This is a genomic window from Streptomyces sp. NBC_01092, from assembly GCF_045039535.1.
Classification (GTDB): domain Bacteria; phylum Actinomycetota; class Actinomycetes; order Streptomycetales; family Streptomycetaceae; genus Streptomyces.
In genome coordinates this window covers 6,586,843-6,607,841 of the sequence record NZ_CP108659.1, presented here as the reverse complement: position 1 = coordinate 6,607,841, position 20,999 = coordinate 6,586,843, and the positions used below count along the sequence as shown (strand labels likewise).

Below are 20,999 nucleotides of genomic sequence, written 5' to 3'. Positions count from 1 at the left end.
GCCCTCCGAGCGGGGTGGGGACAGAAGCGGGACTTCCATGGCAACGGCATGTACGTTCTCCGTCGTGCCCGCACCCAAGAAGACCTCCAGGCGCGCCCTGCTGGTCACTTCCGCCGTCGTGTCGTCCCTCGCGCTGACCGCGCCCGTCTCCCACGCGGCCCCCAAGCCGTCACCGAGTACGAGCCCGTCGGCCACTCCCCCGGCGAACATGTCGACCGTGGGCGGCGAGCGGCTGGGGCAGGCCGGTACCCAGGCGAACCTCGCGAGCGGTGTCCCCGTACTGCCCAAGGACCTGACCGCCCGCTCCTGGGTCATCGCCGACGCCGAGTCCGGTGATGTGCTCGCCGCGCACAACGCGCACTGGCGGCTCCCGCCCGCGAGCACCATGAAGATGCTGTTCGCCGACACGGTGCTGCCGAAGTTCCCGAGGAGCGTCGAGCGCAAGGTCGTCCCGTCCGACCTGGCGGACGTCGGGTCCGGCTCCAGCATGGTCGGGATAAAGGAGGGCGAGACCTACAGCGTCCACGACCTGTGGCTCGGCGTCTTCCTTCGCTCCGGCAACGACGCCGTGCACGTGCTGTCGAAGATGAACGGCGGAATCGCCAAGACCGTGAAGGAGATGAACGAGCACGCCGAGGAGCTCCAGGCCCTCGACACGTACGCGGTCTCCCCCGACGGCTACGACGCTCCGCGCCAGGTCTCCTCGGCGTACGACCTGACCCTGATCGCCCGCTCCGGGCTCCAGAAGAAGGACTTCCGCGAGTACTGCTCGACGGTCACCGCCAAGTTCCCGGGCCAGACGACGAAGAACAAGAAGGGCAAGTCCGTCCGCGAGTCCTTCGAGATCCAGAACACCAACCGGCTGCTGGCCGGCGACAGCGACATCCCGGTGTACCAGGGCATCGCGGGCGTCAAGAACGGCAACACGACGAACGCGGGAGCCACCTTCACGGGCGTGGCGGAGCGGAACGGCAAGGTGCTGCTCGTCACGGTCATGAACCCGGAGAAGAGCGAGCACAACGAGGTCTACAAGGAGACCGCGCGGCTCTTCGACTGGGGTTTCCAGGCGGCCGGGAAGGTCCAGCCGGTGGGTGAGCTGGTGCCGCCCAAGGGCGCGGCGCAGGCCAGCGCGCAGCCGGGTGCGAACGACTCCGGGCAGGCCGGCGGCGCCGGGGACGGCGAGAAGTCCTCGAAGTCGGCGGTGGGCGCCTCGGCCGCGAGCGGTTCGACCGGCATCGGGGTGGCGCTCGGGATCACCGGCGGGGCGCTGGTGCTGCTCGCGGCGGGCGCGTTCCTGATCAACCGCCGCTGGCCGCTGCCCGACCTGGTGCGCCGCCGGGGCCGTTCCTGACGCCGGGCTTCCCGGATTCGGCGGCTGAGCCCTCGGACTCGGCCGCCGAGCCGTCGGATACGTCCGCCGCATCCTCGGAAGCCTCAGCCGAGTCCCGGGAAGCCCCAGCCGAGTCCCGGGAAGCCCCAGCCGAGTCCTGGGAAGCCTTCGCCGAGTCGTCGGAGTCGGCCTGCGAGTCCTCGGACTCGTCGGCGAGTTCTGCTTCCTTGCCGCTCGTCGCCGTCCACGCGGCGCAGAACACCACCAGTTTCGCGGTGAAGTTGATCCACAGCAGCAGGGCGACCGGCACGCCGAACGCGCCGTACATGCTCTTCGTGGCCACGCCCTGCATATAGCCGCTGAGCAGCAGCTTCAGCAGTTCGAACCCGATCGCGCCGATCAGTGCCGCCACGGCCAGCCGACGTCGCGGCGGTTCGACGCCGGGCAGCAGGGTCAGGACGTAGAGCAGCAGCAGGAAGTTCGCGAGTACGGCGACAAGGAACGCGGCGATCTGCAACAGGAGCCCGCCCCAGCCGTCCTCGTCGATGCCCATCTGCCGGGTGATCCAGCCGACCAGGGCGGAGGCGACGGTGGAGGCCGCGATCGTCACGAGCACGGCGCCGCCGAAGCCGACCAGGACGCCCGCGTCCTTGGCCTTGCGCAGGATGGCGTTCTCCTCCGGGTCGGGCAGCTCCCACACCGCGCGCAGGCACTCGCGCATGGAAGTGACCCAGCCGATGCCGGTGAACAGCAGAAGGGCGCCCGCGATGAGTCCGACCGTGCCGGCGTTCTCGACCAGGCCGCTGATGTTGAGCTGGTCGGCGATGCCGGGCACCTGGTCGGCGACCTTGTCCTCGAGTTTGTCCTGCTGCTCCTGGCTGAGCGTCGCGGCGGCGATGGCCGCGGCCAGGGTGAGCAGCGGGAACAGCGCGATGAAGCTGGTGAAGGTCATCGCGGCGGCCAGCCGTGTCCACTTCACCCGGTCCATGCGCTCGTACGACCGCCACGCGTGCGTGGCCATCAGCCGGGTCATCGCGGACCCGACGACGGGGAGTTTTTTCAGCCAGTCCATGATCCGACTCTGCCCTCCGCTCGGCAGACCAATGTCCGAGTGCCCCAAAACCGCAGGATCGTAGCCAGCGCCATGCCGATCGGGCAGAGCAGCCGTACGACCGCTCCGGCGAGGTTCACCGCGCGGAAGCCGGCGTGGGGGGCGCGGGAGGCCCCTGCGGGGCGCCTACCAATTGGCCACCGCCAGGCCGTACATGGCCGGCCACAGCACATTGGGCGACATCCCATTAATCACCCATTTTGCGGAGGGTAGGAATGTTTTAGAACTGATCGCCCGCATACGGACGCTACGGTCGCCGACATGCCTGCCGACACCGTCTCCGTCTCCGTCTCCGTCTCGGGATGGGGCCGCACCGCCCCGACCACCGCCCGTCTGATCCGCCCCAGGACGTACGAGGAGGCCGTGACGGCGGTCCGGGGCTGCGGGACTCGCGGAGGCATCCCGAGGGGCCTGGGGCGGGCGTACGGGGATGCGGCGCAGAACGCCGGGGGCACGGTCCTTGACATGACCGGCCTGGACCGCGTTCACGCGATCGACGCCGACAGCGGCATCGTGCTGTGCGACGCGGGGGTCTCCTTGCACCGGCTGATGGAGGTGCTGCTCCCGCTGGGCTGGTTCGTACCGGTGACGCCCGGCACCCGCCATGTGACGGTCGGCGGCGCGATCGGGGCCGACATCCACGGCAGGAACCACCACGTCTCGGGCTCCTTCTCGCGCCACGTCCTGTCGCTGGAACTCCTCACCGCCGACGGCGAGATCCGCACCGTCGGCCGCGGCACGCCCCTGTTCGACGCGACCACCGGCGGCATGGGCCTGACCGGCGTGATCCTCACCGCGACGATCCAGCTCCAGCCCGTGGCGACGTCACTGATGTCGGTCGACACCGAGCGCGCGCGGGACCTCGACGACCTGCTGGCCCGCCTGTCCGCAACCGACGACCACTACCGCTACTCGGTCGCGTGGATCGACCTGCTGGCGCGCGGCGCGGCGATGGGGCGCGCAGTGCTCACCCGCGGCGACCACGCTCCCCTGGAGGCGCTGCGCGAGGGCACGCGCGCGCGTAGGGAGCCGCTCGCCTTCCGCCCCGGCCGCCTGCCCGCCCCGCCCGCCCTCCTCCCGGAGGGCCTGCTGAGCCGCCGCACCGTGGGCTGGTTCAACGAACTCTGGTATCGCAGGGCGCCACGCGCGCGTACCGGCGAACTCCAGAGGCTCGCCCGCTTCTTCCATCCGCTGGACGGCATGCCGCACTGGAACCGGGTCTACGGCCGGGGCGGCCTCGTGCAGTACCAGTTCGTCGTCGGACACGGCCAGGAGGAGACGCTGCGCCGGATCGTGGCCCGCGTCTCGGAGCACCGCTGCCCGTCCTTCCTGGCCGTCCTCAAGCGCTTCGGCGACGCCGACCCCGGCTGGCTCTCCTTCCCCCTGCCCGGCTGGACGCTGGCCCTGGACATCCCGGCGTACCTGCCCGGGCTCGGCCCCCTCCTGGACGCGCTGGACGAGGACGTGGCCGCGGCGGGCGGGCGGGTCAACCTCGCCAAGGACTCCCGGCTGCGGCCCGAACTGCTCGCCGCGATGTACCCGCGCCTGGACGAGTTCCGCGCACTGCGCGCCGAGGTCGACCCGCGCGCGGTGTTCGTCTCGGACCTGGCCCGCCGCCTCGCCCTGTAGCCCCCGGCATCGGATCCCCCGAACCCTCCGAACTCCCGCCCCCATCAAGCCTCCCCGGCCCCTCAGACCTCTAGGAGCTGTCGTGAAGGACGCCTTCGGCCTCCCCCAGTCCCTGCTCGTCCTCGGCGGTACGTCCGAGATCGCGCTGGCCACCGCACGCCGCCTGATCGCGCGCCGTACCCGCACGGTGTGGCTGGCGGGACGCCCGTCACCGGCCCTGGATCAGTCGGCGGCCGATCTGCGCGCCCTGGGCGCCGACGTGCGCACGGTGGCCTTCGACGCGCTCGACCCCGAGTCCCACGAGACGGTGCTCGGCAAGGTCTTCGCGGAGGGCGACATCGACATGGTGCTGCTCGCCTTCGGGATCCTCGGCGACCAGGCGCGCGACGAGCGCCAGCCGCTGAACGCGGTGCGGGTGGCTCAGACCAACTACACGGGCGCCGTGTCGGCGGCCCTGGTCAGCGCGGGCGCGCTCCAGTCCCAGGGCCACGGCTCGCTCGTCGTCCTGTCCTCCGTCGCCGGCGAACGGGCCCGCCGCGCCAACTTCATCTACGGCTCCAGCAAGGCCGGCCTCGACACCTTCACCCAGGGTCTGGGCGACGCCCTGCACGGCACCGGCGTCCACGTCATGGTCGTACGCCCCGGATTCGTGCGCTCGAAGATGACCGCGGACCTGGAGGAGACTCCCCTGGCGACCACCCCGGAGGCGGTCGCGACGGCGATCGAGGTCGGCCTGCGCCGCCGCTCGGAGACGGTGTGGGTGCCGGGCACACTCAGGGTGGTGATGTCGGCGCTGCGGCATGTGCCGAGGGGCCTGTTCCGCCGGCTGCCGATCTGAGCGCTGTCTGAGCGCCCGCGTCGGAGGCGCCCCGGCGCCCTAAAGGGGCGCGGGAAACTGCGCGACCGGCCACGACGGCGCCGAGGCCGAACAACGACATTAAGTCGCACCCACCCGTCCCGGCGCACCCCGCGGAGCTACCCCGCCGGGATCGACCCGCGCTCCACATGCCCCGCCTGCGGCGGCACCACGGCGCTCCCGAAGGCGAAGTCCCGCAACTTGCGCCACACGCCGTCGGCGCCCTGTTCGTAAAGGGCGAAGCCGGTGCAGGGCCAGTGGGCCTCGTAGTCGGCGAGTTCCTCGAAGGCGCGGTCCATCGACTCCTCGTCGATGCCGTGGGCGACCGTGACATGAGGGTGGTACGGGAACTGCAGTTCGCGTGCGACGGGCCCGGAGGCGTCGCGGACCTGCTTCTGCAGCCAGGTGCAGGCCTCGGCGCCCTCGACGACCTGGACGAAGACCACCGGCGACAGGGGCCGGAAGGTGCCCGTGCCGGCCAGCCGCATCGGGAAGCGACGCCCGGCGGCCGCGACCTCGACGAGGTGCGCCTCGATCGCGGGCAGCAGGGAGGAGTCGACCTCTGTCGGCGGCAGCAGCGTGACGTGCGTGGGGATGCCGTGAGCCGCGGCGTCGCCGAAGCCCGCGCGCCGCTCCTGGAGCAGGCTGCCGTGAGGCTCCGGGACCGCGATCGACACGCCGATCGTTACGGTCCCCACGTCGTCTCCTGTCGTCTCTCGGTGAGCTCTCGCCCTGTTGGTGAGCGTGAGTGGCCGCCTGCGCGGCCACCCGGCTATCGACTGTACGGCCACGACTGTGCTGCGGGCAGGCGCAACCGTAGTGATGTGCAGCGCTGTGCGGTGGTACGGCCGTGTTCCGGCCGTGTGCCGTGGTGCGGGCTCAGTGCTTGGCGGGCAGGAAGCCCACCTTGTCGTACGCCTGGGAGAGCGTCTCCGCGGCGACGGCCCTCGCCTTCTCCGCACCCTTGGCCAGGATCGAGTCCAGCGTCTCCGGGTCGTCCAGATACTGCTGGGTCCGCTCCCGGAAGGGCGTCACGAACTCGACCATGACCTCGGCGAGGTCCGTCTTGAGCGCACCGTAGCCCTTGCCGTCGTACTTCTGCTCCAGATCCGCGATTCCCGTCCCCGTGAGGGTCGAGTAGATGGTGAGCAGGTTGCTGACGCCCGGCTTGTTCTCGGCGTCGTAGCGGATGACGGTGTCGGTGTCGGTGACCGCGCTCTTGACCTTCTTGGCGGTGGCCTTGGGGTCGTCGAGGAGGTTAATGAGGCCCTTCGGCGTGGACGCCGACTTGCTCATCTTGATCGACGGGTCCTGAAGGTCGTAGATCTTCGCCGTCTCCTTGAGGATGTACGGCTTCGGGACGGTGAAGGTCTGGCCGAAACGGCCGTTGAAACGCTCGGCGAGATCGCGGGTGAGCTCGATGTGCTGGCGCTGGTCCTCGCCGACCGGGACCTCGTTGGCCTGGTACAGCAGGATGTCCGCGACCTGGAGGATCGGGTACGTGAACAGGCCGACCGACGCCCGGTCCGCGCCCTGCTTGGCGGACTTGTCCTTGAACTGGGTCATGCGGGAGGCCTCGCCGAAGCCGGTGAGGCAGTTCATGATCCAGGCGAGCTGGGCGTGCTCGGGGACGTGGCTCTGGACGAAGAGCGTGCAGCGCTCGGGGTCGAGGCCGGCCGCGAGGAGCTGGGCGGCGGCGAGCCGGGTGTTGGCGCGCAGCTCGGCCGGGTCCTGCGGGACCGTGATCGCGTGCAGGTCGACGACCATGTAGAACGCGTCGTGGGTCTCCTGCAGCGCCACCCACTGGCGGACGGCGCCGAGGTAGTTGCCGAGGTGGAACGAGCCTGCGGTGGGCTGGATTCCGGAGAGCACGCGGGGTCGGTCAGAAGCCATGTCCCCCATTATCTCAGGTCCCGGGGGCCGGTCCGGAACTGGTCGGGAACAGATGGGAACCGATCCGTGCCCGGCGGTGTAACAAAGGTGTGAGGACGCGGGAGGGGGGCCGCATCGTCGATGAGGCCGCGGTGATCGCACGCGTACGCGCCGGAGAGCCGGAGGCGTATGCGCAGCTGGTGCGGGCCCATACGGGCATCGCGCTCAGGGCGGCCGCCGCGCTCGGGGCGGGTGCGGACGCGGAGGACGTGGTGCAGCAGGCCTTCGTCAAGGCGTACTGCTCGCTGGGCCGCTTCAAGGACGGCGCGGCGTTCAAGCCGTGGCTGCTGGCGATCGTGGCCAATGAGACGAGGAACACAGTGCGTACGGCAGCCCGCCAGCGCACGCTCGCCGGGCGCGAGGCGGCGTTCGCGGAGGCGGAGCCCCTGATACCGGAATCGGCGGACCCCGCGGTCGCCGCCCTGGAGATAGAGCGCCGTGCCGCACTCCAGGCCGCCCTGGAGAAGCTGAGCGAGGAGCACCGTCTGGTCGTCACCTACCGCTATCTCCTGGAAATGGACGAGTCCGAGACGGCCCAGGCCCTGGGCTGGCCCCGGGGCACGGTGAAATCCCGGCTGAACCGCGCGCTGCGGAAGCTGGGGCGACTACTGCCGGATTTCCAGCCTCGGGAAGGGGGTGATGAGCATGGGTGACGGACGCAGGCCTTACGACGATGACGGCGAAGGGGCGCACGAGAGCGGGGGGCGGCGTGCGCCCGGGCATGGGCGTGCGTACGGGCGTGAGGGCGCCGGGGGCGGCGAAAGCGCCGGTCGGAGCGGCCGGGGTGCCGTTGGCCGAGGCTCCGGTGACGGCGGTCGGCGTGGAGAGGCGGCGCCGCACCTGCCGGAGGAGCTGAGGGCGCTCGGGCGTTCCCTGGACGCGCGGGATGCGGCGGACGGCGCCGAGACGATGGTCGAGCGGGTGCTGGGGCAGATACTCGCCGAGCAGATGCCCGTGCCGGTGGCCGAGCCGCCGCGTGCGGCGCAGCGGCTGCGGGCGGTGCGCCGCTGGGCGCGGGTCCGCTGGCGTTCGCTGACGGCGGCGCTGTGCGGCCTGGTGACGGTGCTGGTGCTCACGCCCCCGGTGCGGGCGGCGGTCTTCGACTGGTTCGACTTCGCCGGCGTCGAGGTGCGGTACGACCCGTCGGCGGTCCCCTCCCCCGGCGCCGAGGTCCCCGGCTGCGGCCGCTCGGTGTCACTCGCCCAGGCCGAGCGCCGGGCGGGCTTCGAGCCGCTGGTGCCGAAGGAGCTCGGCATGCCGGACGCGGTAGCGGTGACGGACGAGCCTCGGGGACGGTTCCTGATGAGCCTCTGCTGGCGCGAGGGCGGGCGCACGATACGACTCGACGAGCGCCGGGCCAGCCTGGACATCGGCTTCGCCAAGTCGGTGCGCGAACCGCCGGAGTGGATCTCGCTGGCCCCCGACGCCTCGCGCGGCACGGCGGCCGACACGGCCCTCTGGTTCGCCCGGCCGCATCTGCTGACCTTCTGGCTGGTGGACGCGAGCGGGGAGCACTTCACCCGCGAGGAGCGGACGGCCGGTCCGACGTTGCTGTGGACCCACAACGCCGAGGGCGAGAGCGTCGCGCTGCGGCTGGAAGGGGTGGCGTCGAAGGAGCGGGCCCTCGCGATGGCGCGGTCGGTGGAGAGGGCGTCCGAGGCGGCGTCGAAGTAGCCGGTGGCCCCGAAATAGTCGGTTCGGGGTGGGAACCCAGGCGGGTCGGGCGGTGTACCAGAAGTGACAAGCGGCTCGGGGACGGGCCGCATGGGCATTGCTCGGGTTGGGGGTTCGGATGTGCGGACGCGGACATGAGGTCGGTCGCTTGGAAGGCCGGCTGAGGGGACAGGAGACCGGCTGCTCGGGCCAGTGCTCGCGCGGACGCGGCTGGTGGGCCGGCCGGCGGGGCCGGTGCCGTGAACTCACGGCGCTGACCGGGGCGTTGGCTGCGGCGCTGGCCCTGCTGCTGTGGGGCGCCGCGGCCCCGGCGTCGGCCGGAGGACCGACGAGCGTGCTCCTGGTCTCCCCGGAGAGCACGGAGACGGCCGCGCTGTACTACTCCGACGAGGAGTACGAAGAGCTGCAGCAGCTGCTCGGCACACCGGGCAAAGGCACCCGTGACAAGCCGCCGGAGGCCGGACTGACGGCAGCCCGCCAGATCAACGTCACATGGATGGCTCATGACGTGTCCCCCTGGCGCCTCGACCAGGTCTACCCGGTCGACGTCGGGAAGGCGGTCTGGATACACACGGCGGCGAGCCTGGACAGCACGCCGAACGGCACCTGGCATCGAGCCGATCACCCGTCCGAGCTGCGCACCCTGCTCGCGAAGCTGGGCCTGATGGGCAAGGTCTCCTCCGAGGGACGCGCGGCGATCTTCCCGCCGGACGGGGAGGCGTCCGGGACGGACGACGTCGCGGAGGACTCGGCGGCGCCCACGGCGGACGAGGCGACCGGGACGTCCCCGGCCGGGTCGGGGTCGACTGACGCCACCGACTGGTGGTGGGCGCTCCCGGGCGCGGCGGCCGGAGCGGTGCTCGCGCTGGTGCTGCGTCCCTTCGCCACGCGACTCCCACTGGACCGCCTGCGGGGCGAGCCGGGGCCGAGGCAGGAGCTGCGGGACCTATGAAGGCCGATCTGAGCGGAAGGCTGCGGCTCGCGCTGGTCGTGGCGGCGTCGGCGGCGCTGGCTCTGTGGGGCACAGCGGCGGCCGCCTGGGCCGCGCCCAAGCAGGGCCGGGACGTCCCCGATGTGGCGATGGTCGTCGCGGGCGGCACGGGGCGTACGACGGCACTGCACTCCGGTCAGCCGGGCTTCGCCAGACTCTGGCAGCTGTTCCAGCCGACGTATGTCGGGACGGAGCGGGTGCCGGAGGACTGGGCGAAGGGCCGTCATCCGTCGATACGGATCACCGTGCTCTGGGGACTGACGGGAGTCGGTGGCTGGCCGCAGACGAACCGGGCGCCGGGAGGGGACGTGGCCATCGAGCGGCAAGACCAGCTGTTCGTGGCCGGGGACGGCACACCCTGGGTGCGCTCGGACCTCGCGCCGGACGTGGAGGACGACGACATCCGCTGGCACCGGGCACCGCGCTCCGTCTTCGAGCGGCTGGACCTGGGAGGACTCCTCGGCGAAACGGAGGGGGAGCTCATGGCTGCCGCTGAGGGAACGGCGGCCGGGGGCCGGTCCGGCGTGGTGTCGGGTGGTGCCGGGTGGGCGCTGGCGGGGCTGGCTGTCGGGTTCGCGACGGGCGTCGGCGGCACGCTGCTGATACGCCGCGCGGCGGCCCGGCCGGAAGCCGGACCGCCGCGTCAGGAGCCACGCCAGGAGTTGATCGACCTGGACCTGTAGGTCGGCGGCGCGTAGAGGCGGGCGTCAGCCCAGGTCGATCTCCGGGTACAGCGGGAAGCCGGTGACGAGGTCGGTGGCCCGGTGGGAGATCTCGTCGGCGATCTTCGCGTCGAGGACGTGAGCGGCCTTGGACGGAGCGCCCGACTTGGTCGTGCCGGCCTCGGTGGACGTGAGGACGCGGTCGATGAGGGCGGCGACCTCGTCCATCTCGGCGGTGCCCAGGCCACGGGTGGTCAGGGCGGGGGTGCCGATGCGGATGCCGGAGGTGTACCAGGCGCCGTTGGGGTCGGCGGGGATGGCGTTGCGGTTGGTGACGATGCCGGACTCGAGGAGCGCGGCCTCGGCCTGGCGGCCGGTGAGGCCGTAGGAGGAGGCGACGTCGATCAGGTTCAGGTGGTTGTCGGTGCCGCCGGTCACCAGGGTCGCGCCACGGCGCATCAGGCCCTCGGCCAGTGCGCGGGAGTTGTCGACGATGCGCTGGGCGTAGTCCTGGAAGGAGGGCCGGCGGGCCTCGGCGAGGGCGACGGCCTTGGCGGCCATGACGTGCGGGAGCGGGCCGCCGAGGACCATCGGGCAGCCGCGGTCGACCTGGTCCTTGAGGGAGTCGTCGCACAGGACCATGCCGCCGCGCGGGCCGCGCAGCGACTTGTGGGTGGTGGTGGTGACGATCTGGGCGTGCGGGACCGGGTCGAAGTCGCCGGTGAGGACCTTGCCGGCGACGAGACCCGCGAAGTGGGCCATGTCGACCATGAGCGTGGCGCCGACCTCGTCGGCGATCTCGCGCATGATCCGGAAGTTCACGAGACGGGGGTAGGCGGAGTAGCCGGCGACGATGATCAGCGGCTTGAACTCGCGGGCCGAGGCACGCAGCGCGTCGTAGTCGATCAGGCCCGTGGTGGGGTCGGTGCCGTAGGAGCGCTGGTCGAACATCTTGCCGGAGATGTTCGGGCGGAAGCCGTGGGTGAGGTGGCCGCCGGCGTCCAGGGACATGCCGAGCATGCGCTGGTTGCCGAAGGCCTGACGGAGCTCGGCCCAGTCGGCCTCGGAGAGGTCGTTGACCTGGCGGACGCCGGCCTTCTCCAGGGCGGGGGCCTCGACGCGGGCGGCGAGGACGGCCCAGAAGGCGACGAGGTTGGCGTCGATGCCGGAGTGGGGCTGGACGTAGGCGTGGCGGGCGCCGAAGAGCTCGCGGGCGTGCTCGGCGGCGAGGGCCTCGACGGTGTCGACGTTGCGGCAGCCGGCGTAGAAGCGGCGGCCGATGGTGCCCTCGGCGTACTTGTCGCTGAACCAGTTACCCATGGCCAGGAGGGTGGCCGGGGAGGCGTAGTTCTCGGAGGCGATCAGTTTGAGCATCTCGCGCTGGTCGGCGACCTCCTGGCCGATGGCATCGGCCACGCGCGGCTCGACGGCGCGGATCACGTCGAGGGCGGAACGGAAGGCGGTGGACTCGTTGGAGAGGGGCTCGGCTGACATGGGGACCTCCGGACGTCGTGTGCAGCGATCACGGTACGGCCCAGGCGCACGGCACTCGGTCTGGACTCGGTCCAGGGGCCGCTCCCCGATGGTTCGTCCATCCCAGCGCGCCAGTCACGGCCCGCCGATCAGCCTACCGGGCGCGCCGGTCAGCCATGGGCGCACGTCCACCATGCGAGCAACGATAGGAGGAGGCCGCACGGCACTCGTAAGGCAGGAATTGGACAGTGGCCGCGAGCCTCGTGACTGCCGGACACGAGCCTCGCGGTGGCGGAAACGGAGAGCCCCGTGAGTACGTCGAGCACCACCCAATCGATGATCGCCGCGATCGAGGCGCACAGCGCGCACAACTACCACCCGTTGCCGCTCGTCGTGGCGACGGCGGACGGGGCCTGGATGACGGATGTGGAGGGGCGGCGGTATCTGGATCTGCTGGCCGGTTATTCGGCGCTCAACTTCGGGCACGGCAACCGGCGGATCCTTGCGGCGGCGAAGGCGCAGCTGGAGCGGGTGACGCTGACGTCGCGGGCGTTTCATCACGACCGGTTCGCCGCGTTCTGCGCGCAGCTCGCCGAGCTGTGCGGGATGGAGATGGTGCTGCCGATGAACACCGGGGCGGAGGCGGTGGAGACGGCCGTGAAGACGGCCCGGAAGTGGGGCTACCGGGTCAAGGGCGTCCCGGCGGAAATGGCGAAGGTCGTGGTCGCGGGCAACAACTTCCACGGCCGTACGACGACGATCATCAGCTTCTCCACCGACCCGGAGGCGCGGGCGGACTTCGGGCCGTACACGCCGGGCTTCGAGATCGTGCCGTACGGGGACCTCACGGCGATGCGGGATGCCTTGACGGAGAACACGGTGGCCGTGCTGCTGGAGCCGATCCAGGGCGAGTCGGGGGTGCTCATGCCGCCGGACGGTTATCTGCCGGCGGTGCGGGAGCTGACGCGGGAGCGGAACGTGCTGTTCGTGGCGGACGAGATCCAGTCGGGGCTGGGGCGCACGGGACGTACCTTCGCGTGCGAGCACGAGGGGGTCGTGCCGGATGTGTATGTGCTGGGGAAGGCGCTCGGGGGCGGGGTGGTGCCGGTGTCGGCGGTGGTGTCGTCGGCCGATGTGCTCGGCGTGTTCCGGCCCGGGGAGCACGGGTCGACGTTCGGCGGGAATCCGCTGGCGTGTGCGGTGGCGCTGGAGGTGATCGCGATGCTGCGGACGGGCGAGTTCCAGGCCCGGTCGGCCGAGCTGGGCGCGCATCTGCACCGGGAGCTGGGCCTGTTGACCGGGACGGGCCGAGTGACGGAGGTGCGGGGACGCGGGCTGTGGGCGGGGGTCGACATCGCCCGGGCGTACGGCACGGGGCGGGAGGTGTCCGAGAAGCTGATGGACCGGGGTGTGCTGGTGAAGGACACCCATGGGGTCACGATCCGGATCGCGCCGCCCTTGGTGATCGGGAAGGAGGATCTGGACTGGGGGCTCGCCCAGTTGCGGGGCGTGCTCGGGGTGTGAGTGCGCCGGTGCGGGTGCCGCCGGCCTCAGCGGGGCGCGGTGTGGTCGAGGATCGCGGTGGCGAGTGGCTTGTGGATCTCGGGTGACAGCGCGTGGCCCATGCCGGGGATCTCGACGAGGTGGGCGCCGTGAATCGTCTGGGCCAGGTGGTGGGCGTGCGGGAGGGGGTAGACGGGTTCGGCGGGGGCCGAGGTGACGAGGGTGGGGACGGTGGTCCGGGCGAGTTGCTCGGTGCGGAGCATGCCGGAGGTGTCGGCGCGGGCGTGGGCGTCGGCGGGCCTGTGGTGGCCGGTGTGGGCGATGACCCGCTGTTCCAGGGTGCGGAAGTAGTCGGCGTCAAAGGGGAGTTGGCCGCCGGACAGTAGTCGCCAGTGCTCGACGCGCCGGTTCAGCTCGGCCTCTTGGCCCTGGTCCGTCCACGGCTGCGACCAGAGCTGCATGATGCGGGGCTCGACGCTGGGGAGTTCCTCGGGCGGGACGCGGGTGCCGTCCGGGTCGCGGTACGGGGTGTCACTGAGGGCGCCCGTGCCGATCAGGGTTGCGCTCAGCAGGCGGTCGGGGTGGTCGGCGATCAGGAGCTGCGTGAGCATGCCGCCGAGTGACATGCCGACGACGTGGGCGCGTGCGATGCCGAGTCCGTCCAGGACCGCGAGGGCATCCTCGGCGAGGGCGGTGAGGGGGTAGGGCCGGTCGTCGTAGGCCCAGGTGGAGCGGCCGGTGTCGCGGTGGTCGTAGCGGATCACGCGGTGCTGGGCGGCGAGGAGGGCGACGAGTTCGTCGGGCCAGCCGAGGCCTGGGGACAGGGCGCCCATGATCAGCAGGAGGGGAGGTGAGTCGGGGGCACCGTGGTCCTCCGCCCACAGGCGGATGCCGGGTGCCGCGTCGAGGTCGATGACGTGTTCCATGGGGCTCCTTGAGGGTGCGGCGGGCTGATGGGCTCGCCTCCGGGTTCACGAGACGAGACGTATCGTATCGCTGTATCGAGGGATCGTCCATGGGGCCGGGCTGCGGCCGCCGCGACCGCCATCGCGATTCCGGGGCGTCGGGAGGACGAGGGCGGTACGTTCCGCACAGGACGCGTTACGGAGAGGCATGGGCGTCATGGGCGGAGCGGGGTCGGGGTCGGGGTCCCCGGATGCGGGGCGGGGGCTGCTCTTCCGGGGCAGTGATGTCGAGGAGTTGCACGCGCTGGTCAGTGCGCGGTTCGCGCCGCACCGGCTGACGGTGCTGGACGAGCATCCGGTCGACGGGCGGTTCCGGTGTGTGCACGAGGGCGGCGTGGCGCTGTACGAGCTGGGGTACGGGGCTGAGGTCGATGTCACGCCGGGTGAGCTGCCGGAGTTCTACAACATCCATGTGCCACTGGCGGGCGACGGTGTCGTGACGGCGGACGGGGTGGCCCTGGCGTCCTCGCTGAGCGTCGTCAATCCGGGGCAGCGGCTGTCGATGCGGTGGAGCGGGCAGACCCTGAACCGGGTGCTGATCATTCCCCGTGCCACGCTCGACGGGGGGCTCGCGGTGCGGCTGGGTGAACTGCCGTCCGCGCCGCTGCGGTTCGCGCCGGTGCTGGATCCGCGGGTGGGGGTGGTCGGGGCGTGGTTGCGCGTGGTGCGGGCGTTCGCCGAGTTCGCCGACTCGGAGTTGGCGGAGCGGTCGCCGCTGGGGGTCGGGCACTTCGAGCAGTTGGTGGTGAACGGGCTGCTGGACGCCCAGCCGCACATGCTCAGCGACACGGTGGCGGGGCGGGGGCCGGCGGTGCTGCCCAGTGCCGTGCGGCGGGCCGCGGACTTCTGTGCCGAGCATGCCCATGAGCCGATATCCGTGGCCGACATGGCGGTGGCGGCGCGGGTGAGTGTGCGGAGCCTCAGGGAAGGGCTCCGGGTGCATCTGGCCACGACTCCGCTGGCGTATCTGCGGCGGGTCCGGCTGGATCTGGCGCGGCGCGAACTGCTGGCCATCGCGGACGGGCACGGGCTCGGGACGGTCACCGATGTGGCGTTGCGGTGGGGGTTCGCGCATCTGGGGCGGTTCACCGGGCACTATCGGCAGGTGTACGGGGAGACGCCGTCACAGACGTTGCGGCAGGGCTCGGGCTATCCACAAAAAGGGGCGGTTTCCGCCGTAAGCGGATAGCTGGGTGGCGGGTGCCGACGCGATGCTGGAGTCCTGCCGCCCGGGTCGTGGACGGTGGTTCGGGGGAGCCGAGCCGGGCGGCAGCACCGGCCTCGCGGCCCGCTCTCGCCCGACTCGCCTTCCGTGTACGGCCGTGTAAGGCCGTACACGGCCGTTACAGGATCACGTGCGGCAGGAAGCGCGCGTACTCGTCCGTGATCAGGCCGGACGACTCGCGGATGCCGAGGCCCGCCGACTCGTCCTCGACGACCCACGCGCCGAGGACGACGTGGTTGCCGTCGAAGGCGGGGAGTGGGGCCAACTGCTGGTAGCAGCAGGGTTCTTCGCGGACGATGGCCTCGGCGGCGGCGGGTTCGTGGATGGTCACGCCGGCGCCCTCCCTGCCCAGCAGGGGCTTCGCCACGTAGCCGGTGGTCGTCGCGAGGTCGCGAGGCCCGTCGAGGTATGCGGGGAGCAGGTTCGGGTGGTCCGGGTAGAGCTCCCAGAGGATGGCGAGGAGCGCCTTGTTGCTGAGGAGCATCTTCCAGGCAGGCTCGATCCACAGGGTCGTGCCCGTGCCGCCGCCGTTGTCGAGGGTGCCGAGGACGTGGTCGGCGAAGCGGTCGGTGGTGAGCCACTCCCAGGGGTAGAGCTTGAAGCAGCTGCGGATGAAGCGGAGCTGGTTGTCGACGAAGCGGCCGGAGAGGCGGTCCCAGCCGATCTCCTCCATGGAGATCCAGCCGGTGTCCAGGCCCGCCTGTTCCGCGGTCTCCTTCAGATAGGCGACCGTCATCATGTCCTCGCCGAGTTCGTCGGCCGCGGAGTACGCGAAGTGGAGCGGGGCCCCGGGCGGGAGCAGGGCGGACTGTTTCTTCCAGGCGGCGACGAGGCGTTCGTGCAGGGAGTTCCACTGGTCGGCGCCGGGGAAGCGGTCCTCCATCCAGAACCACTGGGGCGAGGCGGCCTCGACCAGGGAGGTGGGGGTGTCGGCGTTGTACTCCAGGAGCTTGGCCGGGCCGGTGCCGTCGTAGTGGAGGTCGAAGCGGGCGTAGACGGACGGGAGTTCGGCGCGGCGGCGCCAGGCCTCGGCGACCGCGTCCGCGATGCGCGGGTCGGTGATGCCGAGGTCGGCGAAGCGGCCGGTGGAGGCGATGTGGTCCGCCGCGGCGAGGCACATGCGGTGGAGTTCCTCGACGGTCTCCTCCAGCGCCTCGACCTCCGGGAGGGAGAACACGTAGTAGGCGCTCTCGTCCCAGTACGGGCGCAGGGAGTCGTCCGGGTGGCGGGTGAGGGGGTAGACGAGGCCCTGCTCCTCGACGGTCTGCTGCCAGTCGGGGCGGGGCTCGATCGTGCGGCGCTGCATCTCGTACGGGTCCTGCTCAGCCGCCGCTGCTGCCCGAGCCCGAGCAGCCGAAGCCGCCTCGGTCGACGGCCTCGCTGCGGCTGAAGGTGCCGAAGTCGGCGTGGCCGTCGTCGATGTCGGCGTCGTAGTACCAGGCGGCGTCGGAGCTGCCGGTCTTCTTCTTGCCGCTCTTGCCGTACGAGGAGCCGGAGCCGGTGGTGGATGTGCAGTTCTTGTCCGCGACGATCTTGTAGCCCTCGTAGGTGTAGCTGTCGCGGTCGACGCAGCGGCGGTCGGGGTCGGAGCTGCAGGAGGTCAGGGCCGCGGCTATGACTCCCATGCCGCCGAGTACGACTGTGCTGGAGCGCAGCCTGCGTCGCGTTTCTGCCATGTGTGTCTCCCCCGGTGTTCTCTGTGCCCGGCCGTCGATGACCCGGCCGTCGAAGACCCGGTTGTCGGGTCCGTTGTCGGGTCCGTTGTCCGGGCCGGTTGTTCGTGGTTCGTCAGGCGGACAGCCTAGAGACCGGTGAGAGTGCGACTGTCGGGGGGCTGTCGATCTTCCGCTCGCCTACAGTCGCTTTGTGCTGTTTGGGATGCTGTGTGCGCTTGGTGCGGCGGTCTGTTTCGGTGCGGCGACCGTGTTGCAGGCGATGGCCGCGCGGGCGGCGGGCGTCCAGGGGGGTGGGGGCGGCGAGGCGGGGGTGCTGCTGCGGGCGCTGCGGCAGTGGCGGTATCTGGCCGGGCTGGGCCTGGACGGGATGGGGTTCGTGTTGCAGGTCGTGGCCCTGCGGTCGCTTCCCATCTACGCCGTGAGCGCGGCGTTGGCGTCCAGTCTCGCGGTGACTGCGGTCGTCGCGGCGCGGCTGCTGCGGGTGCGGTTGAGCCGTAACGAGTGGGGCGCGGTGGGGGTCGTGTGCGCCGGGCTGGCGATGCTGGGGCTGGCGTCGGGGACGGAGGGGGATCAGGAGGGGTCGGACGCGCTGAAGTTCGTGATGCTCGGGGTGGCGCTGGCCGTGCTGGGGGTGGGGCTGGCGGGTGGGCGGTTGCCGGAGCGGGGGCGGGGGTTGGTGCTCGGGCTGGCGGCGGGGTTCGGGTTCGGGGTGGTGGAGGTGGCGGTGCGGCTGATCGACTCGGTCGAGCCGGCGGAGCTGGTGGCCAATCCGGCGACTTATGCGCTGCTGTTGGGGGGTGGGGCGGCGTTTTTGGCACTGACGTCTGCGTTGCAGCGGGGGTCGGTGACGGTGGCTACGGCGGCGATGGTGATCGGGGAGACGGTCGGGCCGGCGGTGGTGGGGGTGGTGTGGCTGGGGGATCGTACGCGGGAGGGGTTGGCGTGGCTGGCGGTGCTGGGGTTTGTGGTGTCGGTGGCGGGGGCGTTGGCGTTGGCTCGGTTTGGGGAAGCGCCGGGTGCCTCCGGCGGTGAGGATGGGGGGTGAGCGTTCGTCGTGGTGGGCGTCGAGGTTGCTCGCCCCCGCCGCCCCTACCCGTCCCTCCCCCAAGCTCTTCGAGCAGGGGGGACCCCCAGGGGGCTGCCGCCCCCGGACCCCCGCTTCGGCCCGAAGGGCCTCGTCCTCAAACGCCGGACGGGCTGAATGATGCCGCCCTCACGGCAACACCCTGCCCAGCGCCTCCAACGCCCCCGCCCACGCATGATCCGGAGGTGTCCCATAACCCACGACCAGGGCGTCCAAGGGGGCTGTCGTCGACCGCTCATGGCGGTAGGAGTTCACGCCATGCAGGGCCAGCCCCTGCCACGTCGCCGCCTGGACCACTGACCGTTCCGTGCCGGGCGGGAGGCGCAGGAGGACGTGGAGGCCGGCTGCGATGCCGGTGACATGGAGGTGGGGGGCGTGGGTGGACAGGGCCCGGACCAGGGCGTCCCGGCGGCGGCGGTAGCGCAGGCGGGCGGCGCGGACGTGGCGGTCGTAGGCGCCGGAGGTCAGGAACTCGGCCAGGGTCAGCTGGTCCAGCACGCCGCAGGTGTCCGAGCCGCCCTTCGCCGCCGTCACCTCCTTCACCAGCGCCGGCGGCAGCACCATCCACGCCAGGCGGAGGGCGGGGGCCAGGGACTTGCTGGCCGTGCCCAGGTAGACCACCTTGTCGGGGTCCAGGCCCTGCAGCGCGCCCACCGGCTGGCGGTCGTAGCGGAACTCTCCGTCGTAGTCGTCCTCCAGGACCAGTCCGCCGGTGCGGCGCGCCCAGTCCACCACCGTCCCCCGGCGGTCGCGGTGCAGCGGCACGCCCATGGGGAACTGGTGGGCGGGGGTCAGGAGTACCGCCCCGGGGCGCAGGTCACCTGACGTCAACTCCCCCGGGTTCGTGCCCAGTTCGTCGAACAACAACGGTTCCGTGGTCAGGCCCGCCGCCGTCAGTTGCTTCCAGTGCGGTGGGAGGCCGTACGACTCCACCGCGACCGTCTCCACGCCGCGCGCCCGCAGCACCCTGGCGAGCAGTTGCAGGCCGTGCACGAAACCCGCGCACACCACGACGCACTCGGGGTCGGCGCGTACGCCCCGTGCGCGGGCCAGGTAGCCGGCGAGGGCGGTGCGCAGTTCGGGGCGGCCGCGGGGGTCGCCGTAGCCGAGGGCCTGGTTCGGGGCGGTGAGGAAGGCGCGGCGGGCCGCCTTGAGCCACTCCGTGCGGGGGAAGGCGGCGAGGTCCGGGGTGCCGGGGATCAGGTCGTAGGCCGGGCCCGGGCGCTCCGGGTGAGGTGTGGCCGTGGTGCCTGTCGGTGGGGTCACCGTGCGGTCGGCCACCCTGGTCCCCGAGCCCTGGCGGGCGGTGAGCCAGCCCTCGGCGACGAGTTCGGCGTAGGCCTCGGCGACGGTGTTGCGGGCGATGCCGAGGTCGGCGGCGAGGGAGCGGGACGAGGGCAGCCGGGTGCCGGGAGCCAGGCGTGCGCTGCGGACCGCCTCGCGCAGGGCGGCGGTCAGGCTGCGGCGCAGGCCCGGTCCGGACGGCTCCAGGTGCAGATCGACGCCCAGAGTGGCCCAAGGTTTCGGCATGGAAGTGGACCATACTCCTGGGCTGCTTCGCTCCTAGGCTCGACACCATGACGACGATCGACAGCACCCCCGACACCACGACGGTCGAGTACGCGGCCGAGCGGCCCGCGCGTCTGAACTGGGCCAAGCACGCCCCCGAGGTCTACAAGGCGATGGTCCGTGTCGACGCGGCCGCCCGTAAGGGACTCGAACCCGGGTTGTACGAGCTGGTGAAGATCCGCGCCTCGCAGCTCAACCACTGCGCCTTCTGCATCGACATGCACACCAAGGACGCCCTCGCGGCCGGCGAGAGCGTCGAGCGGATCGTCCAGCTCAGCGCCTGGGAGGAGTCGGCACACTTCTACACCGAGAAGGAGCTCGCGGCGATCGAGCTCACGGAGGGCGTGACCGTCCTGACGGACGGGTTCGTGCCCGACGAGGTGTACGACCGTGCCGCCGCGCACTTCGAGGAGCCCGAGCTGGCCCAGCTGATCTCCGCGATCGCGGTGATCAACGCCTGGAACCGGTTCGGGGTGACCTGCCGTATGACGCCGGGGCACTACCGCCCGGGGCAGCATTCGTGAGCCATCGACAACTCCAAACCGGGATACACAACGTGTCCAAGGTCGAGACCTTCCGCGCCCTGCACCGGCGCCACTCCCCCGACGACCCGCTCGTGCTGCCGGGCCCCTGGGACGCCGCCTCCGCCCGGGTCTTCGTCGAGGCCGGGTTCCCCGCGCTCGCCACGCCCAGCGCGGGCGTCGCCGCCTCCCTCGGCCACGAGGACGGGCAGACCCCGGCCGACGAGATGTTCGCGGCGGTCGCGCGGATCGTACGGGCCGTGGACGTGCCGGTGTCGGCGGACATCGAGGGCGGGTACGGGATCCCGCCGAAGGAGCTGGTGGAGCGGCTGCTGGAGACCGGTGCCGTCGGGTGCAACCTGGAGGACTCCGAGGGCGGGGTGCTCAAGGACCCGCGCGCGCACGCGGACTGGCTCTCCGAGGTACGGCACGCCGCCGGCGACCGGCTCTTCGTCAACGCCCGGATCGACACCTTCATCCGGCCGCCCGGTGCCGCGAACCCCAAACAGGCCGCGGAACAGACCATCGAGCGGGCCGCGTTGTACGTCGCCGCGGGCGCCGACTGTGTGTATCCGATCGGCGCCCCCGTCGGCGTACTGCCGCTGCTGCGGTCCGGGATCCAGGGGCCCGTCAATGTGCACGGCACGGTGACCGGCGGCCCCTCGTCCACCGAACTCGGTGAACTCGGGGCCACCCGCGTCACGTTCGGGCCGGGACTCCAGCGCGGGGCCGCGCAGGCGCTGCGCGAGATCGCCGCGGACCTGGACTGAAAGTGCCGGGCGCCCTCAGCGGGGCGCC

General features: G+C 71.7%; 20 protein-coding genes, 1 pseudogene and 1 riboswitch. Of the genes and pseudogenes, 12 read left to right on the top strand and 9 right to left on the bottom strand.

The features are described from left to right. Positions 1 to 64 precede the first annotated feature (64 nt). A complete protein-coding gene (locus OG254_RS30185; RefSeq protein WP_405587794.1) occupies positions 65 to 1,351 on the top strand; it encodes a D-alanyl-D-alanine carboxypeptidase family protein in 1,287 nt (428 codons plus the stop codon). Here OG254_RS30185 and OG254_RS30180 read toward each other — a convergent pair. After that, on the bottom strand, positions 1,299 to 2,402 hold the full coding sequence (locus OG254_RS30180) for a YhjD/YihY/BrkB family envelope integrity protein (protein ID WP_405587791.1): 1,104 nt from the start codon (positions 2,400 to 2,402) through the stop codon (positions 1,299 to 1,301). The genes OG254_RS30185 and OG254_RS30180 overlap by 53 nt on opposite strands. Continuing rightward, a pseudogene (locus tag OG254_RS30175) lies at positions 2,390 to 2,566 on the bottom strand (GtrA family protein); the annotation flags it as partial. The pseudogene OG254_RS30175 and the gene OG254_RS30180, both read right to left, overlap by 13 nt. A gap of 136 nt (positions 2,567 to 2,702) precedes the next feature. Between OG254_RS30175 and OG254_RS30170 the strand changes: the two are divergent. Together OG254_RS30170 and OG254_RS30165 are read left to right on the top strand one after the other, a co-directional pair. Further along, a complete protein-coding gene (locus OG254_RS30170) occupies positions 2,703 to 4,070 on the top strand; it encodes an FAD-binding protein (RefSeq protein WP_405587789.1) in 1,368 nt (455 codons plus the stop codon). Positions 4,071 to 4,152: 82 nt separating this feature from the next. Further along, positions 4,153 to 4,908 carry a decaprenylphospho-beta-D-erythro-pentofuranosid-2-ulose 2-reductase gene (locus OG254_RS30165; RefSeq protein ID WP_405587787.1) on the top strand — a complete coding sequence of 252 codons (756 nt, stop codon included), beginning with the start codon at positions 4,153 to 4,155 and terminating at the stop codon, positions 4,906 to 4,908. A 137-nt stretch (positions 4,909 to 5,045) separates the two neighbouring features. Here the strand turns inward: OG254_RS30165 and OG254_RS30160 are convergent, their stop codons facing one another. Beyond that, complete coding sequence (locus OG254_RS30160) at positions 5,046 to 5,624, bottom strand: 2'-5' RNA ligase family protein (RefSeq protein WP_405587785.1); 579 nt, start codon at positions 5,622 to 5,624, stop codon at positions 5,046 to 5,048. Between the two features lie 181 nt (positions 5,625 to 5,805). After that, positions 5,806 to 6,819, bottom strand: coding sequence for a tryptophan--tRNA ligase (gene trpS, locus OG254_RS30155; RefSeq protein ID WP_351197765.1), 1,014 nt, complete (start codon positions 6,817 to 6,819; stop codon positions 5,806 to 5,808). Between the two features lie 89 nt (positions 6,820 to 6,908). Between trpS and OG254_RS30150 the strand changes: the two genes are divergently transcribed. From OG254_RS30150 to OG254_RS30135, 4 genes are all read left to right on the top strand, one after another. Then, positions 6,909 to 7,511, top strand: coding sequence for an RNA polymerase sigma factor (locus OG254_RS30150; RefSeq protein ID WP_187284268.1), 603 nt, complete (start codon positions 6,909 to 6,911; stop codon positions 7,509 to 7,511). After that, the gene (locus OG254_RS30145) at positions 7,498 to 8,532 is read left to right on the top strand and encodes a hypothetical protein (protein ID WP_405587781.1); all 1,035 of its coding nucleotides are present in this window, start codon (positions 7,498 to 7,500) and stop codon (positions 8,530 to 8,532) included. The genes OG254_RS30150 and OG254_RS30145 overlap by 14 nt, the downstream gene beginning before the upstream one ends. Positions 8,533 to 8,680: 148 nt before the next feature. Continuing rightward, positions 8,681 to 9,484, top strand: coding sequence for a hypothetical protein (locus tag OG254_RS30140; protein WP_405587778.1), 804 nt, complete (start codon positions 8,681 to 8,683; stop codon positions 9,482 to 9,484). Beyond that, positions 9,481 to 10,206: a hypothetical protein gene (locus tag OG254_RS30135; protein ID WP_405587775.1), complete on the top strand. Its 726-nt coding sequence runs from the start codon at positions 9,481 to 9,483 to the stop codon at positions 10,204 to 10,206. Before OG254_RS30140 ends, OG254_RS30135 begins: the two co-directional genes overlap by 4 nt. 24 nt (positions 10,207 to 10,230) lie before the next feature. Here OG254_RS30135 and OG254_RS30130 read toward each other — a convergent pair whose 3' ends face one another. Then, on the bottom strand, positions 10,231 to 11,679 hold the full coding sequence (locus tag OG254_RS30130; RefSeq protein WP_405587773.1) for a glycine hydroxymethyltransferase: 1,449 nt from the start codon (positions 11,677 to 11,679) through the stop codon (positions 10,231 to 10,233). Between the two features lie 31 nt (positions 11,680 to 11,710). Further along, positions 11,711 to 11,807: riboswitch (ZMP/ZTP riboswitch) on the bottom strand. A 187-nt stretch (positions 11,808 to 11,994) separates the two neighbouring features. Here OG254_RS30130 and rocD point away from each other — a divergent pair. Beyond that, complete coding sequence (gene rocD / locus OG254_RS30125) at positions 11,995 to 13,182, top strand: ornithine--oxo-acid transaminase (RefSeq protein ID WP_405595261.1); 1,188 nt, start codon at positions 11,995 to 11,997, stop codon at positions 13,180 to 13,182. 26 nt (positions 13,183 to 13,208) lie between these two features. Here rocD and OG254_RS30120 read toward each other — a convergent pair whose 3' ends face one another. Further along, positions 13,209 to 14,087, bottom strand: a complete 879-nt coding sequence (locus OG254_RS30120) for an alpha/beta fold hydrolase (protein ID WP_405587770.1) — start codon at positions 14,085 to 14,087, stop codon at positions 13,209 to 13,211. 187 nt (positions 14,088 to 14,274) lie between these two features. On the opposite strand from OG254_RS30120, the gene OG254_RS30115 reads away from it, so the two are divergent. Continuing rightward, positions 14,275 to 15,315, top strand: coding sequence for an AraC family transcriptional regulator (locus tag OG254_RS30115; protein WP_405587767.1), 1,041 nt, complete (start codon positions 14,275 to 14,277; stop codon positions 15,313 to 15,315). A 154-nt stretch (positions 15,316 to 15,469) separates the two neighbouring features. On the opposite strand, the gene OG254_RS30110 is transcribed toward OG254_RS30115, so the two are convergent. After that, positions 15,470 to 16,657: a glutathionylspermidine synthase family protein gene (locus tag OG254_RS30110; protein ID WP_405587764.1), complete on the bottom strand. Its 1,188-nt coding sequence runs from the start codon at positions 16,655 to 16,657 to the stop codon at positions 15,470 to 15,472. Between the two features lie 16 nt (positions 16,658 to 16,673). Further along, positions 16,674 to 17,027: a hypothetical protein gene (locus OG254_RS30105; RefSeq protein WP_405587762.1), complete on the bottom strand. Its 354-nt coding sequence runs from the start codon at positions 17,025 to 17,027 to the stop codon at positions 16,674 to 16,676. 202 nt (positions 17,028 to 17,229) lie between these two features. On the opposite strand from OG254_RS30105, the gene OG254_RS30100 reads away from it, so the two are divergent. Further along, a complete protein-coding gene (locus OG254_RS30100) occupies positions 17,230 to 18,072 on the top strand; it encodes a hypothetical protein (RefSeq protein WP_405587759.1) in 843 nt (280 codons plus the stop codon). 168 nt (positions 18,073 to 18,240) lie between these two features. Here OG254_RS30100 and OG254_RS30095 read toward each other — a convergent pair whose 3' ends face one another. Then, complete coding sequence (locus OG254_RS30095) at positions 18,241 to 19,641, bottom strand: PLP-dependent aminotransferase family protein (protein WP_405587756.1); 1,401 nt, start codon at positions 19,639 to 19,641, stop codon at positions 18,241 to 18,243. Positions 19,642 to 19,688: 47 nt separating this feature from the next. On the opposite strand from OG254_RS30095, the gene OG254_RS30090 reads away from it, so the two are divergent. Both OG254_RS30090 and OG254_RS30085 read left to right on the top strand, forming a co-directional pair. After that, entirely contained in the window at positions 19,689 to 20,204 is a 516-nt protein-coding gene (locus OG254_RS30090; protein ID WP_405587753.1) for a carboxymuconolactone decarboxylase family protein, read from the top strand. A 32-nt stretch (positions 20,205 to 20,236) separates the two neighbouring features. Further along, positions 20,237 to 20,971 carry an isocitrate lyase/phosphoenolpyruvate mutase family protein gene (locus OG254_RS30085; RefSeq protein WP_405587750.1) on the top strand — a complete coding sequence of 245 codons (735 nt, stop codon included), beginning with the start codon at positions 20,237 to 20,239 and terminating at the stop codon, positions 20,969 to 20,971. Positions 20,972 to 20,999 lie beyond the last annotated feature (28 nt).

Excerpts from the sequence above, each read along its gene's own strand:
- OG254_RS30120 (WP_405587770.1), bottom strand. The coding sequence starts at position 14,087 with ATGGAACACGTCATCGACCTCGACGCGGCACCCGGCATCCGCCTGTGG.
- OG254_RS30170 (WP_405587789.1), top strand. The coding sequence starts at position 2,703 with ATGCCTGCCGACACCGTCTCCGTCTCCGTCTCCGTCTCGGGATGGGGC.
- rocD (WP_405595261.1), top strand. The coding sequence starts at position 11,995 with ATGATCGCCGCGATCGAGGCGCACAGCGCGCACAACTACCACCCGTTG.
- OG254_RS30090 (WP_405587753.1), top strand. The coding sequence starts at position 19,689 with ATGACGACGATCGACAGCACCCCCGACACCACGACGGTCGAGTACGCG.
- OG254_RS30130 (WP_405587773.1), bottom strand. The coding sequence starts at position 11,679 with ATGTCAGCCGAGCCCCTCTCCAACGAGTCCACCGCCTTCCGTTCCGCC.
- OG254_RS30115 (WP_405587767.1), top strand. The coding sequence starts at position 14,275 with ATGGGCGTCATGGGCGGAGCGGGGTCGGGGTCGGGGTCCCCGGATGCG.
- OG254_RS30180 (WP_405587791.1), bottom strand. The coding sequence starts at position 2,402 with ATGGACTGGCTGAAAAAACTCCCCGTCGTCGGGTCCGCGATGACCCGG.
- OG254_RS30145 (WP_405587781.1), top strand. The coding sequence starts at position 7,498 with ATGAGCATGGGTGACGGACGCAGGCCTTACGACGATGACGGCGAAGGG.
- OG254_RS30100 (WP_405587759.1), top strand. The coding sequence starts at position 17,230 with ATGCTGTGTGCGCTTGGTGCGGCGGTCTGTTTCGGTGCGGCGACCGTG.
- OG254_RS30135 (WP_405587775.1), top strand. The coding sequence starts at position 9,481 with ATGAAGGCCGATCTGAGCGGAAGGCTGCGGCTCGCGCTGGTCGTGGCG.
- OG254_RS30095 (WP_405587756.1), bottom strand. The coding sequence starts at position 19,641 with ATGCCGAAACCTTGGGCCACTCTGGGCGTCGATCTGCACCTGGAGCCG.
- OG254_RS30105 (WP_405587762.1), bottom strand. The coding sequence starts at position 17,027 with ATGGCAGAAACGCGACGCAGGCTGCGCTCCAGCACAGTCGTACTCGGC.
- trpS (WP_351197765.1), bottom strand. The coding sequence starts at position 6,819 with ATGGCTTCTGACCGACCCCGCGTGCTCTCCGGAATCCAGCCCACCGCA.
- OG254_RS30110 (WP_405587764.1), bottom strand. The coding sequence starts at position 16,657 with ATGCAGCGCCGCACGATCGAGCCCCGCCCCGACTGGCAGCAGACCGTC.